Annotated in this window: 14 protein-coding genes; 8 read left to right on the top strand and 6 right to left on the bottom strand. The window is 71.2% G+C overall.

Annotation, left to right across the window (positions count from 1 at the left end; all coding sequences use genetic code 11):
- Positions 1 to 105: 105 nt before the first annotated feature.
- From ACJ8AN_RS32645 to ACJ8AN_RS32620, 6 genes are all read right to left on the bottom strand, one after another.
- Positions 106 to 579 (bottom strand): ankyrin repeat domain-containing protein, encoded by a 474-nt coding sequence (locus tag ACJ8AN_RS32645; protein WP_407759454.1) that lies wholly within the window; start codon positions 577 to 579, stop codon positions 106 to 108.
- 98 nt (positions 580 to 677) lie between these two features.
- On the bottom strand, positions 678 to 1,742 hold the full coding sequence (locus ACJ8AN_RS32640; protein ID WP_407759453.1) for an AI-2E family transporter: 1,065 nt from the start codon (positions 1,740 to 1,742) through the stop codon (positions 678 to 680).
- Positions 1,743 to 1,785: 43 nt separating this feature from the next.
- Entirely contained in the window at positions 1,786 to 3,213 is a 1,428-nt protein-coding gene (locus tag ACJ8AN_RS32635) for a hypothetical protein (RefSeq protein WP_407759452.1), read from the bottom strand.
- Between the two features lie 47 nt (positions 3,214 to 3,260).
- Positions 3,261 to 4,205, bottom strand: a complete 945-nt coding sequence (locus ACJ8AN_RS32630) for a hypothetical protein (RefSeq protein ID WP_407759451.1) — start codon at positions 4,203 to 4,205, stop codon at positions 3,261 to 3,263.
- A gap of 349 nt (positions 4,206 to 4,554) precedes the next feature.
- A complete protein-coding gene (locus tag ACJ8AN_RS32625) occupies positions 4,555 to 6,684 on the bottom strand; it encodes an ATP-binding protein (RefSeq protein ID WP_407759450.1) in 2,130 nt (709 codons plus the stop codon).
- 70 nt (positions 6,685 to 6,754) lie between these two features.
- Positions 6,755 to 7,249 carry a YbhB/YbcL family Raf kinase inhibitor-like protein gene (locus ACJ8AN_RS32620; protein ID WP_407759449.1) on the bottom strand — a complete coding sequence of 165 codons (495 nt, stop codon included), beginning with the start codon at positions 7,247 to 7,249 and terminating at the stop codon, positions 6,755 to 6,757.
- A gap of 218 nt (positions 7,250 to 7,467) precedes the next feature.
- On the opposite strand from ACJ8AN_RS32620, the gene ACJ8AN_RS32615 reads away from it, so the two are divergent.
- From ACJ8AN_RS32615 to atpF, 8 genes are all read left to right on the top strand, one after another.
- Entirely contained in the window at positions 7,468 to 7,986 is a 519-nt protein-coding gene (locus ACJ8AN_RS32615) for an N-acetyltransferase family protein (protein WP_407759448.1), read from the top strand.
- A gap of 22 nt (positions 7,987 to 8,008) precedes the next feature.
- Positions 8,009 to 8,965: a hypothetical protein gene (locus ACJ8AN_RS32610; protein ID WP_407759447.1), complete on the top strand. Its 957-nt coding sequence runs from the start codon at positions 8,009 to 8,011 to the stop codon at positions 8,963 to 8,965.
- A gap of 5 nt (positions 8,966 to 8,970) precedes the next feature.
- Positions 8,971 to 10,380 (top strand): putative metal-binding motif-containing protein, encoded by a 1,410-nt coding sequence (locus ACJ8AN_RS32605; RefSeq protein ID WP_407759446.1) that lies wholly within the window; start codon positions 8,971 to 8,973, stop codon positions 10,378 to 10,380.
- A gap of 145 nt (positions 10,381 to 10,525) precedes the next feature.
- Positions 10,526 to 10,789 carry an AtpZ/AtpI family protein gene (locus tag ACJ8AN_RS32600; protein ID WP_407759445.1) on the top strand — a complete coding sequence of 88 codons (264 nt, stop codon included), beginning with the start codon at positions 10,526 to 10,528 and terminating at the stop codon, positions 10,787 to 10,789.
- Positions 10,786 to 11,184, top strand: coding sequence for a hypothetical protein (locus tag ACJ8AN_RS32595; RefSeq protein ID WP_407759444.1), 399 nt, complete (start codon positions 10,786 to 10,788; stop codon positions 11,182 to 11,184). Before ACJ8AN_RS32600 ends, ACJ8AN_RS32595 begins: the two co-directional genes overlap by 4 nt.
- Positions 11,184 to 12,323, top strand: a complete 1,140-nt coding sequence (gene atpB, locus ACJ8AN_RS32590; RefSeq protein WP_407759443.1) for a F0F1 ATP synthase subunit A — start codon at positions 11,184 to 11,186, stop codon at positions 12,321 to 12,323. Before ACJ8AN_RS32595 ends, atpB begins: the two co-directional genes overlap by 1 nt.
- A gap of 137 nt (positions 12,324 to 12,460) precedes the next feature.
- Positions 12,461 to 12,691, top strand: coding sequence for an ATP synthase F0 subunit C (locus tag ACJ8AN_RS32585; RefSeq protein WP_407759442.1), 231 nt, complete (start codon positions 12,461 to 12,463; stop codon positions 12,689 to 12,691).
- Positions 12,692 to 12,843: 152 nt separating this feature from the next.
- Positions 12,844 to 13,383, top strand: coding sequence for a F0F1 ATP synthase subunit B (gene atpF / locus ACJ8AN_RS32580; RefSeq protein ID WP_407759441.1), 540 nt, complete (start codon positions 12,844 to 12,846; stop codon positions 13,381 to 13,383).
- Positions 13,384 to 13,390 lie beyond the last annotated feature (7 nt).

Here is a 13,390-nt window from a genome sequence, read left to right as displayed (position 1 = left end):
GTGACACGCAGGAAACCAGCCGGTAGCGATGTTCAGCACCGGGTGGAAGGCGTGTGGGAAACCGGACGGAAGAGCCCGATTCCACGCGAATCCGCCGGGGGAGGCTCAGGACTTCTTGGAGTTTTTCTCGGCGCGGTGCAGCCGCTCGAGGCGCTCCTGGGGCGCGGAGTCGCCGAGCTTCCCGGCGATATAGGCCCCCGCGGAGGCGAGCTTGCGGCGCATGTCATCCGGGGGCGGAGGCGGGGCGCGCGGGAGGTTGAAGAAGTCAGTGCCCACGCGCAGCAGCGTGCGGGCCATGGCCTGGTCGTCCTCGGAGGAGTGGCGGTAGAGGAGGGCGGCGACGCGGCCGTGGCCATGGGCGGCGGCCTTGATGAGGGCGGACTCGCCCATGCGGTCGGTGAGGGTGGGGTCCGCGCCGCCCGCGAGCAGGGCCGTCACGAGGGCCTCGCTGCCCTGCTCGGCGGCGAGCACGAGGGGAGTGCGGCCCTCGGCGTCGAAGGGGTTGGGGTCCGCGCCGCCCGCGAGCAGCGCCTCCACGCGGGTCAGGTCACCGGCCGCGACGGCATCGAAGAGGGACATGGGCTATCTCCGGAGACAACTTCGGGGCGGGAGCATGGCCTGTCCGCTCTCCCCGCGCCACCGTGCCCGCTCCCTCGCCCTGCCTCCGGCCCCCTCCCTCAGGCCGCGCTCGTCTGGCTCGGGAGCTCGGGCGCGGGCGTGGCGGCGGGCTCGGGGGGCGCGTCCTCGCGGGCGAACTCCTGGAGGAGCTTCTCCGCCACGTAGAGGAACGGGAACGAGGCGAAGAGGCCCACGAAGCCCAGCAGGTGCTCCCACGCGATGAGGCTGAGGATGAGCACGAAGCCCGGCAGGGCCACGTGCCGGGCGGTGAGGCGCGGGTTGAGGTAGTACGACTCCACCTTGTGCAGGATGAAGGTGAGCACGACGAAGAGGCCCACCCCGAGCCACCCCTTCACCTGGTAGGCGAGCAGCACCAGCACGGCCCCGGAGATGAGGTTGCCGAGGACGGGGATGAGGCTCGACACGAAGATGAGCAGCATCAACGCCGGCACGTGCGGCACGCCGATGAGCAGCAGCACGGGCAGGGTGAGCACGGTGTTGCACGCCGCCACGATGAGCTGGAGTTGGATGGTGAGGCTCACGGCATCGGCCACGTGGCTGAACCAGCGCGCGAGCGTGCCGAAGAGGGTGTCCTCGGCGAGGGTGCCGCGGAACACGCGCAGCTTCTCCTCCTCGAGGAAGTACACGATGGCCAGCACCAGCCCGATGATGGCGTAGATGAAGACGTGGCCGAAGGCCGCGGCGGAGCGGGCGACGTCCCCCGCGTAGTGCTCGGCCGACTCCGCGAGCTTCTCGCTGTCCGGCAGGTAGCTCTCGAGCTCGATGAACCACGGCTGCTCGCGCACGGTGGCGATGCGGGCGGGCAGCGTGTCGCGCGTCTCGACGATGAGCCGGGCGACGTGCCCGACGCCGATCCACAGGCCCACCGCGAGCACCGCCGCGCCAACCCCGAGCACCGCGCCCAGGGCGGCACCCCGTCCCCAGCGGAAACGGCGCGACAGCCAGCCCGCGGAGAAAAAGAGCGCCCGCTCGAAGATGACGAAGAAGGCGAGCAGGACGAAGAGCTTGCGGAACAGCACCATCAGCCCGAGGAAGAGTGCCAGTGCGAGCGCGCGGCGCGGCGTGCGCTCTCGGAAGAATTCGGCGATCCGGTCCCGTTGCATGGGACGCAGCTTCCCAGGTTTCCGGGCGGAGTGCTCGCGGGGGCTACTTCCCCGCGGGGCTGCGCGGGCGCCCGTTGAGCGGGCCACTGGCGGGCGCGGTGTTGCCGGAGGGCTTCTGGGAGGCGTCCACCTTGAGGTCGGCGAACTTCCCCTCGCGCTCCAGGCGGAAGATGTCCTCGTCGGTGACGTACTCCTGGTGGAGGAGCTCGCGCGCGCGCTTCACCTTGGCGAGCAGCACCGGGTCGCTCACCGGGGTGCTGTTCTCCTGGGTGGGCCGGGGCGGGGGCCGCATGACGGAGAAGGTGCCACGGGCCGGGTGGCCATCGGTGCTCACGCCCTCGAGCGAGTAGGTGATGGCGAAGACCTCGGGCTCGGCCTTCGTGTCGAAGGAGACCGTCACCTCGGTGCCCTTGCCCTCGGGGACCTCGCTCACGGGCAGCGAGCCCACGTCCACCTGCTCGGGAGGCGGGGGCCCTTCGTCGGTGCCGCGGAAGGCGCGGACGGTGGTGACCTTGGTGAGCCGCACCGGCCCGTGGAAGCGGTGGTAGAGGCGGAAGGTCTGCCGCACCACGCCATCCGCGTCGAGCACGGGGAAGCGCGGCGTGCCCACGGCGTGCAGGGTGACGATGCCCTTCTTGTCGAAGTTCTCGAAGGAGGTGTTGAGCACCTGGAGCGAGGAGCGGCCCGTCTCCTTGTGGCCCGCGGCGTCGTAGACGTCCACGCGGATGAGGTGCTGCGTGTACATGCTCTCCGCGCCCGAGTGGGCCAGCAGCGTGTGCGAGACGAGGGGGCCCGTCGTCGTCTCCGGGGCCTCGTCATCGAAGGTCCACACGTAGCGCGCGGCGACGAAGGGCCTGGGCGCGGGCTTGCCGGGCTGGGCGGGGCGCTCCATCACCTTGGCGAAGAACTCGAAGTCGTCCTCCGCGTTGGGCATCCGCCGCGACATCACGTTCACCAGCCGCTCCACCTCGCACTCCTTCACCTTGTAGGGCGGGATGGGCACGGTGACGGACACGTTGTTCTTGGTGAAGACGGTCACCTGCGGAAGCTCGTACGAGCCATCCGCGTCATTGCGCCACACGCGGATGGGGAGGCGCTGGCCGGTGCCATCGCCCACCGTGTAGTGCAGGTAGGCATCGTTGCCGTCCGGCGTATGGGCGCGCACGGTGATGAGGTTGTCCTCGCCCGAGCACACCTCCTGCTTCTCCACGCGCACCTCGTCCACGATGGGCGCGGCGGGCTCGGCGGCGGGCTGCTCCACCCCGGGAGGCTTCGGCGCGGCGGCGAGCGCGGACTGCGTCCCTTCCTCGGACGCAGTCGAGGGACGCGTGCGCGTCTGGGCCACGGGGGCCTCGGGTGCCGGCTGCGGCCGCGAGAGGAGCCAGCCCACGAGTCCCCCGAGGGCGAGCAGGGCCAGCAACAGCACCCATCGCCAGGGCCGCTGGGAACGGTTCTCGGGGGTCGACGTCATCGCGTGGGGCTCCTCTGCGCGGGGTGGGGGAGGTGAAGCGGGACGGGTTACTGCCAGCAGCCGTAGACGTTGCCGCCCGAGTTCCACTGAAGCTGGTGCGAGTAGTCCGGGCCCCAGATGGTGTTGGTGACGGGGTGCGCGCCCCAGCCGCCGATGCGATCCGGGCTGATGGAGCGGGCGGTGGAGTTGGGGTCGTCGCGCACGCTCTTCCAGTAGCGGCTGTCGGAGCTGTCGCACATGTTGGTGGACATGCAGTTGGCCACCTGGTTACCGGCGTTGCCGCACACGTTGTAGAAGGGGCAGGCCACGGTGAGCGCCGCGTTGACGAACCAGCCGAGCGACGACTTGCACTCGTTGTACACGCCCGTGTAGAGCGAGTTGGACGCGTTGGCGATCTGCGCGTGCGAGTACGTGTACGGCGTCACCTGGCCGCGGCCCGCGTAGTTGTGCGCGTAGGCCATGAAGGTGGAGCAGACGATGCCGTTGTTCACGCCGTCGCCCGGAATCTGGTTCGTGCTCTGCAAATCCCTGTACTGGAAGAGCGAGTAGTTGACGCGGTTGCCATTGCGCAGCGGCCGGTCGAGGTACTGGTTCCCGTCGAACTTCGACACGTCGCTGACGTAGGGGTGGTTGTACCAGATGGAATCGCCAATCAGTGCCGCCTGCGAGGGGTCTCCCTGCTGCCAGCCCGTCCACTCGGGGCCCGCGGCGCTGTCGCCGTAGATGTACATGTAGATGCCGCCCTGGTTGAGCTGCTCCAGGCCCGGGTAGCCGTACTGCAGCTGGCTGCTGACGATGGGCTTGGTACACACGCCGGGCCAGCTGGCCTGGTCGGGCGTCTTCATGGTCGCGTGGGACACGCCGGCGCCCGGGCCGTGCGAGAGCATCGAGTGGGTGCGGTACTCGCCCACGGCGTCGAGCACGTCGCGGATGGGGCCGGGGCCTCGGTCGAACACCACCGCGCCGTTGGGCGCGTTCCAGCCGGCGGACACGGAGCCACACTCCCCGGAGGCGTGAGCGCTTCCCCCCAACGCCAGCGCGGACACTGCGACACTTCCTGCGAGCAGACGACGCATCAGGACACCTCCCGGTGGACGGGATGGGGCTCGGGGGTGGTTCGGCTCCGCGGATGCAATCCGCCCAGGCCGCGAGACGGAACGCCGGCCACGCCGAGCTACGGAACGATACCTGGGGGTGCGGCCTTTCTACTCCCCCCGTTCTCCGAAGACCAGGGAGGCCCGGAAGAAATCCTTGACAAGGGATTGGAAGTGAGAGCCGCGCGCCTGGAAAAGTCTGTTGCCCGACATCCACCAGCGGGCGGGAGAGCGAGCCGTCGCCCACTCACCCCGTCTGCGCGGCGGGCTCCGGCGCGAGCGGCAGCACCAGCCGGAAGGTGGTGCCGCCGCCCGGAGGGCACTCAATCTGGATGAGGCCCGCGTGCGCATCCAGCGTGCGCTGGACGATGGCGAGCCCCAGGCCGGTGCCGGTGGCCTTGGTGGTGAAGAAGGGTTTGAAGAGGCGCTCGCGCACCTCCTGGGGGATGCCGGGGCCGGTGTCGGAGAACTCCACGATGGCGCCGGGGCGCTGGGTGCAGGCGCGGGCGCGCACGCACAGGGTGCCGCCGTGGGGCATGGCCTGCACGGCGTTGAGGGCGAGGTTGAGGAAGGTCTGCCGCATCATCCGCTCGTCCAAGGGTACGGGAGGCACGTCGGGCGCGAGCTCCCACTCCACGCGGATGCGGGGCTGGCCGCTGGTGGCGGTGCGCACCGCTTCCTCCAGCAGGCGCGCGAGCGGCACCGGGTACAGCTGGGGCGAGGAGGGGCGGGCGAAGTCGAGCAGGTCATCCACCAGCCGGTTGAGGCGGTTGGCCTCCTCCTCGAGGATGGTGACGAGGGTGTGGGCGGGGGCGGCGGGCTCGACGAAGCGGCGCAGGGTGGCCACGGCGTTGAAGATGGCGCCCAGGGGGTTGCGCACCTCGTGGGCCACCACGGCGGACAGCTCGCCGAGCGCGGCCAGGCGCTCATGCTCCACCACCTGGCGCTGCGCGCGCTCGAGCTGCGTGTGCAGGCGCGCGAGCTCCTCGGCGCGCCCGCGCACCTGCTGCAGCAGCCGGTGGGACTCGATGGCGGCGGCGAAGTGGGTGCCCATGGCCTGGAGCGTCTCCAGCTCCAGGGCCGTGAGCGGGCGGTGCTGGCGGAAGGTGAGCACGAGCGTGCCCACCATGAGCGAGCGCACCTGCAGGGGCACCATGACGATGGTGGTGCGGTCGTTGCGCCGCATGTCCTCGCGGATGGACTCGGGGAAGTCATCGGCCTGCAGCACCAGGGGGGTGCCCAGGGCCATGACCCGCCCGGAGAGGGTGCCCTGCACTGGCTGGCGCTGGTAGTGGCGCACCGACTCCTCGGTGACGCCCTGGTGCCAGACGAGCTGCAACTCGTCGGAGTCCTCGGCGCGCAGCAGGATGAGCACGCCGTCGCAGTGGATGAGCCCGACGATTTCCTCGGTGCCCGGCCCGAAGAAGGCGCGGGGCTCGGCGGCGGTGGCGGCCACGGCGGCCAGGCGGCTGAGGGCGGCGAGCGCGATGTTGCGCGTGGACAGGCGGGAGATGGTGCGCGCGGACTCGAGGGCGGCGGACACCTGCGCGGCGAACAGGCGCAGCGGGGGCAGCTCCTCGTCGCGCAGCCAGTCCGCGGCCACCGCCAGCAGCGCCCGGGGCCTGCCCTCCAGGTCGATGCGCACGCAGATGGCGCGCAGGGGGCCCACGCGCCCCAGGTGCGTGCTCACCGGCTCGGCCCAGTCCGGGCCCAGGAAGCGGGCCGTCTCCCGGGCGAAGTCCTCGCCGTAGGCGCCGCCCTCGCGCCAGGCCTGCTCCAGCATGGGGGACCAGGTGCCCGGCACATCCACCAGGTGCTGGCCGGTGAGGCGCGACTCGCCCGCGGCGGTGCCGGAGGCCACGAAGGCATGGCCCAGCCACACCCGCGCGCCCTCGGGGACGAGGTAGCCGTAGGAGAGCTCCAGCTCGGCCAGGCCCTCGAAGACGCGGCGCAGCACCTCGTCCTCGGTGTGGATGCCGGGCAGCGCGGCGCCGAGCGAGGCCACGCGCTGCAGCAGCTGGCGGTGGGCCACGCGGCCGGTGAGGTCGCGCAGCAGCAGCCAGGAGTCCGGCCCCTTCCGGGAGATGGACAGCTCCACGCGGCGCTCGCCCGTGGCCGTGAGCACCACCGTCTCGTAGGTGTCCGGGACGGGCTCGCCGCGCATGCGGCGCACATACCGCTCTTGGATGAGCGCTTGTTGGTGCGCCGGGAGCAGCTCGAGGAACTTGCCCACCACCTGCTCTCGCGGGAAGCCGAGCAGCTCCAGCAGGGCCGCGTTGGCATGGACGATGCGGCTGTCGCGGATGACGGCCACCGCGAAGGGCAGCGTCTCCAGGTGCTCGTACGGGGCCCCCCCCGTTCCGTCGGGCGTCGTCACAGGGAGCGAGGATGGCACTCCCGGAGCCACGGGGGGAAGCGGGCCCGGGCGTTTTCCGGGCCCGGGGTTTTCAGTGACGGGGGTGGTTGAACTTCTCGTAGGTGCCCATCAGCTCCGTCTGGCCGAGCACGTGCCCTTCGATGGCGCGCTCCACCTGGTGCCAGGGGACGTGGCCCATGTCGGGCAGCACGGTGTCCAGGGCGTAGAGCCGGATGAAGTAGCGGTGGCGGCCGATGGGAGGATTGGGGCCGCCGTAGCCTTGCTTCTTCCAGTCGTTGAGGGCCTGGCGGGCGCCGGTCGGGAGGCTCTCGGGCAGCATGGAGTCGGGGATGTCGTGGATGTTGGGCGGCAGGTTGTAGAGCACCCAGTGCACCCAGGTGGCCCGGGGGTTGGCCGGGTCGGGCGCGTCGGGGTCCTGCATCACCAGCACGTAGCTGCGCGTGCCTGGAGGCTCGCCCCGCCAGTGGAGGGGCGGGGGCAGGTCGTCTCCCTCGCCGGTGTAGGCGACGGGAATCGTTTCTCCATTCTTGAAGCGGGGCGAGGTGAGCTCGAACGGGATGGGCATGCCGCGGGTCCTCCTGACGTGGGAAAGCGTTCCATGACGGAAGCTGGCGACGCGGAATGCGCGTGGCGAGGTGGGCCCGGCGGCCCGGTGGGGGCGAGGCCGCCCATTCCCCTGGCGCCGCGCTGGCTGTCCTCCGGGGAATAATTCGCGCGAGGGCTCCGGGTGCTGCCCGAGCGCTTCCTTGACCCGGTGAGGTGGCCGGGGTGGAGGATGGGCGGGTGGATTTCCTCATCCGACGCGCGGGCCCCGAGGACGCCGAGGGCATCACCCGGGTGCACATCGACAGCTGGCGCAGCAGCTACCGGGGCCTGCTGCCGGGGGACTACCTGGAGGGGCTCGACTACGAGGAGCGGCTCGCGGGGTGGCGCGAGGGTCTGGCGCGCACGGGGGCGGCGGTGTTCGTCGCGGTGGAGCCGGTGGGCGGGCGCGTCGTGGGCCTGTGCGCGGTGGGGAGGAACCGGGCCGAGCCCGAGTCGCTCCCGGGCTACCAGGGCGAGCTGTACGCCCTCTACCTGCTGGAGGCGGTGCAGCGGCGGGGCGTGGGCCGGGCGCTGTTCCAGCGCGGCACCGACTGGCTGCGCGAGCGGGGCTGGGTGCCCTTCGTGCTCTGGGTGCTGAAGGACAACGCCCTGGCCCGGGGCTTCTACGAGCGGCTCGGGGGGAGGCTCGGCGGCGAGCAGCCGATTGAAATCGCCGGCCGGGCCTGGCCCGAGGTGGCCTACGTCTGGGAGGCGTGAACCTGGGCTACAGTGGCGCGCCGTGAAGCGCCTCCTGGTTCCGTTCCTCGTCCTGTCCCTGGTGTCCCTGCCCGCGGTGGGGGCCGAGCGGCTCTCGGTGCGGTTGCAGCACGGGGGCACGCTGAGCGCGGCGGAGGTGGAGCGGGTGCTGTCGCTGGCCGAGCAGGTGGGCCGGGAGCTGACGGGCCTGGAGGTGGCGCGGGTGGCGGAGGGGGTGCTGTCGGGCCGGTGTGGCGCGCAGGACGCGTGCCTGCGCGCGACGGCGGCCGAGGCGCGCACGGAGCACGTGCTGGTGCTGGGCGTGGTGCCGCGGCGCCAGGGCGCGCTGGACGTGGACGTGGCGTGGGTGGACACGGTGCGCGCGAGCGTGGCGAAGCGCGCGGTGGTGGGCGTGCCGGCGGCGGGGCTCGCGAAGGAGCTGCGGCCGGTGGTGGCGGCGCTGGTGCCGGCCTTCGCGCGCAAGGGCTGGGGCGGCCTGGTGGCACCGGGCCCGGCGCGGCTGCGCGTGGACGGGCGGATGACCGGGCCGGGCGAGGTGGTGGCGCTGACGGCGGGGCCGCACGAGGTGGACCTCCTCCAGCCCTCGGGCGAGGCGACGCTCACCCGCGAGCGGATTCCGGAGGGCGTGCGCCTGCGCCTGGAGCCCCGGCCGGACTTCCTGCCCGAGGCCGGAGCGTCCCAGGCGCCTTCCCGCGGCAAGGGGCTGCGCACGGCCTCGTATGTCACCTTCAGCGTGGGAGCGCTCGCGGTGGCGGGCTCCCTGGTGGCGGGCGGCCTGTCCCGGGGCGCCCTGCGTGACGTGGAGCCCTGCGAGGCAGGCCAGCGCCCCTGCACGGCCTTCACCACCGCGAGCCCCGCCTACGCGCAGGCTGGACGCTACGCGCGCACGGGCAACGTGCTGCTCGGCGCGGGCGCGGGCCTCGTCACCGTGGGCGCGGGCCTCTTCGTCTTCGATCTCCTCTCCTCCCAGTCCGAGTAGTGCCCATGTCCCCCACTCCCCGTCTGCTCCGTTCTGGCCTGCTCGCCCTGGGCGTGAGCGCTGCCTTGGCCTTCGCCTGCTACGAGGTCCCCTCGGTGCGGGACTACTACGCCTGTCAGCAGGACGCGGAGTGTGGGGACGGCGGCTTCGTCTGCGACGACGGGGTGTGCTGCCGCGAGAAGGACGACCCGGTGTGCCTCGGCCGGCCGCTGGACGGGGGCACGTGCCTGGATGGGGGCTCGGCGCTGCTCTTCTTCGAGGACCTGGACGAGGACGGCTTCGGCAACCTCACCAGGCCGCTCTACCGCTGCGCGCCGCCCCAGGCGGTGCCCACCGTCACCAACGGCGAGGACTGCAACGACAACCCCACGGCGGGAGGCCGGCTCTTCTTCCCGGGCGCGCCCGAGCAGTGCGACGGCTACGACAACGACTGTGACGGCGTGGCCGATGACGGGCTGGACGGCGGCGTCTACTACCGCGACGAGGACAACGACGGCTTTGGTAACCGCGCGCTGTCGTCGACGTTCTGCCAGCGGCCGGTGGGCTGGGTGGAGAACCCGGACGACTGCGGCCCGGCCAATGGCGCCGTGCACCCGGGGGCCCGTGAAATCTGCAACGGCCTGGATGACGACTGCAACACGGGGACGGACGACACCCCCGAGACGGGCCAGCCGTGCACCGTCGCCGGCAAACTGGGCGTGTGCGCCGAGGGCGCCCGGGCCTGCGTGAGCGGCAAGGACACGTGCCGCCAGGTGAACACCCCCGCGGCGCTCGATACCTGCAACGCGAAGGACGACGACTGCGACGGCACCACGGACGAGAAGCCCGACTGCGGGGGGCCCGGCCAGTTCTCCGCGGACCCCTCGGTGGTCTTCGGCGCGAGGCACCTGGACACGGCCCTCAATGGCGTGCCGGGCGGGTGCTTGAAGGACTCCGCCTACGCGAACCTGGCCCCGGCGGACACGGTGACGGGGGACGTGTGGACGGGCTCGGGCGCCACCAGCCACGTCTTCTGGGCCGAGCGCGATGGCGGCACGTGGGACCTCACGCGCCCCATGACGACCCTCAAGCTCTTCGTCGACGTCTCCAGCGACGCGGGCACGGTGACGAACCCGGATGGAGGGCTCAACCGCTGGGCGGGCCACCGGCAGCCGGTGGTGCTCCTGTGCGGGCCGGGCGGCTTCCTGCGGCTGGTGGCCCCCACACCGCTGCTCGACTCGGCGGGGCTCGAGACGATCCGGCAGGTCATCCCCCTGCCGCCCCCGGACGCGGGGAGCTGGGTGGTGGGCAGCAACAGCACGCCGGACGTGCAGGGGGTGCTACGCCAGGTGAAGCGGGTGGAGATCCTCGTCCAGCCGGCTTCCTCGACGGGCAGCTTCCGGGCGGATTTCCAACCGGACTTCGGCTTGCCCTAGGCATTTGCCCCCCTTCTAGGTGGGGAACACCCCGGAGCGTACAAGTTGCGCGGTGCGCGACTTCAATGCTAAGCGGCGCCCGCGCGTGGGAATGGCGGGGTGGTCGGAAAGCAAACCCGAGGTTTTCCCGGGGGTTGTCGAGGCGATGGCGGAGAAGGAGCCCGGGAAGGACCAGGACGGAAGCGAGCTGTCGGAGACGGCTCGGGAGATGCGGGCGGCGCAGCCCTACATCTCCGCGGTGTGGAAGCTGATTGGCGGGGCGATGGTGGGCGTGCTGGGCGGGTACTTCCTGGACAAGTGGCTGGGGACGTCTCCCTGGCTGCTGCTGGGGCTGAGCCTGATGGGTATCTCGGTGGGCTTCTACGGGTTCCTCCACGAGATGGCGCGGTTGGGGAAGCGCAAGCGGTGAGCGGACAGGGCGCGGAGACGTTCCGGAAGCATGCCGGACTGGCGGTGGTGACGGTGGCGGTGGGGTGGGTGCTCGCGGCCTTCCTGCCGAGGGAGCCCGAGTCCCGGCAGGCGGCGTTCATCGGGGTGGGGCTGGCGGCGGTGACGGGGGCGGTGGCGCTGGTGCTCAAGCGGCGGGCGGCGAGCCGGGATTTGAAGGACGCGCTGAAGGTGGTGGGGGTGGTGTTCGGGCTGAGGGCGGTGGGGGTGGTGGTGGGGCTGCTGCTGGTGGTGCGGGCGGGACTGGGGGCGGTGGCGTTCGTGGCGGGGTTCTTCGGCACCTACTTCGTGCTGCAGTGGATTGAAGTGAGCTACGTGATGGCCGCGTCCCGGGACGCGGCGGGCGGAGACGAGTGATGCGCAAGGCAATGGTTCTTCTCGTCGGGTTGATGGCGGGCGTGGCATTCGCGGCCCCCCAGGACGACGAGCAGCACGGCTCCGAGGCCACCGAGGCCCATGGCGGTGAGCACGGCGCCGCGGCCGGGCACGCCGCGGGGGGCGAGACGCGCCTGGAGAAGGAGGAGGAGGACGTGGCGGGCTACATCCTCCACCACGTCTCCGACTCCAACGAGTACGAGCTCGAGGTGCCGCTGAGCCGCAACCACTCGGCCATCCACCTGCCGCAGTTCGGCCTCCCCGTGCGCGCGGGCGCCGACTGCTCGCCGCGCGAGACGGAGCACGGCCACGGCCTGTCCGTCCCCGGCTGGAGCGAGGGCTGCCTGGACCTCTCCATCACCAAGCACACGGTGATGATGTGGCTGGCGGCGGCGCTGCTCATCTTCTCGCTGCTGGCCTTCAGCAACCGTGACAAGACGAAGCTGGTGCCCCGTGGCACGACGGCCAACCTCTTCGAGATGCTCGTGCTCTTCGTGCGCGACGAGCTGGCCATCAAGAACATCGGCAAGGAGGAGGGCCCGCGCTACACGCCCTACCTGCTGACGGCCTTCTTCTTCATCCTCTTCATGAACCTGCTGGGCCTGTTCCCCTGGATGGCGAGCGCCACCGGCAACATCGCCGTCACGCTCGGCCTGGCCCTGTGCACCTTCGTCATCACCCAGATCGCGGGCATCCGCGCCGCGGGCTTCGGTGGCTACCTGGCCCACCTGACGGGCGGCGTGGCCTGGTGGCTGTGGCCCATCATGATTCCGGTGGAGATCCTGGGCCTGTTCACCAAGCCCTTCGCGCTCACCATCCGTCTCTTCGCCAATATGCTGGCGGGCCACATCGTCATCTTCTTCCTGCTCGGCCTCATCTTCATGCTCGGCAACCCCGCGGTGGCGCTGGTGAGCGTGCCCTTCGCCATGGGCATCTACCTGCTGGAGCTCTTCGTGGCCTTCGTGCAGGCGTACGTCTTCACCATGCTCTCCGCGCTCTTCATCGGCATGAGCGTGGCCATGGGCCACCACGGCCACGGCGAGCACGCCCACGCCGACGAGCACGGCAAGGAGCCGGGTCACAGCCACGACCACGGCAAGGCCCACGTCCTGGGCTCCTGAGTTCAAGTTAGCGGGGCCCCGAGGTGTGGGGCCCCGGTGAGTACCCGGCGATTCGAAAGGTCGCTGGAGGTCGTCCAAAAGGGCAGCCACGACCCCCCCACAAGTGGGTCCCCTCCGAAGAAAGAAGAAGCACTCCCATGACCAACGTCGCTCTCGCCTTCCTCGCCGCCGGCCTCGGTGCCGGCCTCGCCATCATCGGTGCCGCCCTCGGTATCGGCCGTCTGGCCGCCGCCGCCATGGACGCCACGGGCCGTCAGCCGGCCGCCGGTGGTGACATCCGCACCACCATGATCATCGCCGCGGCCCTCATCGAAGGCGCCACGCTGTTCGCGCTGGTCGTCTGCATCCTCCTCGCCATCAAGACCTGATTCAGGTTCCTGACGTCGAGTAGGACCCCGGGTCCGGCGCTCGCCCGCTCACGCGGAGGGCGCCGGCCCTTGCAACATGTAGAGCCGTTCCCGCCGTAACGCCGTACCTGTCGTAACGCCGTGACCCTGACGCCGTACCAGCGAAGGCCGCCATGCTCCTGCCCAACGTTCTCGCCGCCAGCAGCTTCGTGGAGGTCCGCCCGGGCCTCATCTTCTGGACCCTCGTCACCTTCATCATCGTGGCCATCATCCTGCGCTGGAAGGCCTGGGGCCCCATCCTGTCGCTGGTCGAGGAGCGCGAGAAGCAGATCGCCAGCTCCATCGAGGCCGCCAAGCGTGAGCGCGCCGAGGCCGAGAAGCTGCTCGCCGAGCAGAAGACGGCCATCGCCGAGGCCCGCCGCGAGGCCCAGGAGATGCTCCGCCGCAACCAGCAGGAGGTGGAGAAGTTCCGCGAGGAGCTGATGGCCAAGAGCCGCAAGGAGGCCGAGGAGTTCAAGGCCTCCGCCACGCGTGAGATTCAGGAGCAGAAGTCCAAGGCCATCGCCGAGGTGAAGTCGATGGCGGTGGACCTGGCCATGGAGGTGGCCGGCAAGCTGATCAACGAGCGCCTGGATGACTCCAAGCACCGCGCCCTGGCCGAGCAGTTCGTGCAGGGCCTGCCCGCCAAGGGCTCGTCGACCCCCCGGGCGTAAGCGTCCG

Source organism: Archangium sp. (genome assembly GCF_045802675.1).
Lineage (GTDB): Bacteria > Myxococcota > Myxococcia > Myxococcales > Myxococcaceae > Archangium.
This window is presented reverse-complemented; position numbering and strand designations above follow the sequence as displayed.

Excerpts from the sequence above, each read along its gene's own strand:
- ACJ8AN_RS32645 (WP_407759454.1), bottom strand. The coding sequence starts at position 579 with ATGTCCCTCTTCGATGCCGTCGCGGCCGGTGACCTGACCCGCGTGGAG.
- ACJ8AN_RS32640 (WP_407759453.1), bottom strand. The coding sequence starts at position 1,742 with ATGCAACGGGACCGGATCGCCGAATTCTTCCGAGAGCGCACGCCGCGC.
- ACJ8AN_RS32635 (WP_407759452.1), bottom strand. The coding sequence starts at position 3,213 with ATGACGTCGACCCCCGAGAACCGTTCCCAGCGGCCCTGGCGATGGGTG.
- ACJ8AN_RS32620 (WP_407759449.1), bottom strand. The coding sequence starts at position 7,249 with ATGCCCATCCCGTTCGAGCTCACCTCGCCCCGCTTCAAGAATGGAGAA.
- ACJ8AN_RS32605 (WP_407759446.1), top strand. The coding sequence starts at position 8,971 with ATGTCCCCCACTCCCCGTCTGCTCCGTTCTGGCCTGCTCGCCCTGGGC.
- ACJ8AN_RS32600 (WP_407759445.1), top strand. The coding sequence starts at position 10,526 with ATGGCGGAGAAGGAGCCCGGGAAGGACCAGGACGGAAGCGAGCTGTCG.
- atpB (WP_407759443.1), top strand. The coding sequence starts at position 11,184 with ATGCGCAAGGCAATGGTTCTTCTCGTCGGGTTGATGGCGGGCGTGGCA.
- ACJ8AN_RS32585 (WP_407759442.1), top strand. The coding sequence starts at position 12,461 with ATGACCAACGTCGCTCTCGCCTTCCTCGCCGCCGGCCTCGGTGCCGGC.
- atpF (WP_407759441.1), top strand. The coding sequence starts at position 12,844 with ATGCTCCTGCCCAACGTTCTCGCCGCCAGCAGCTTCGTGGAGGTCCGC.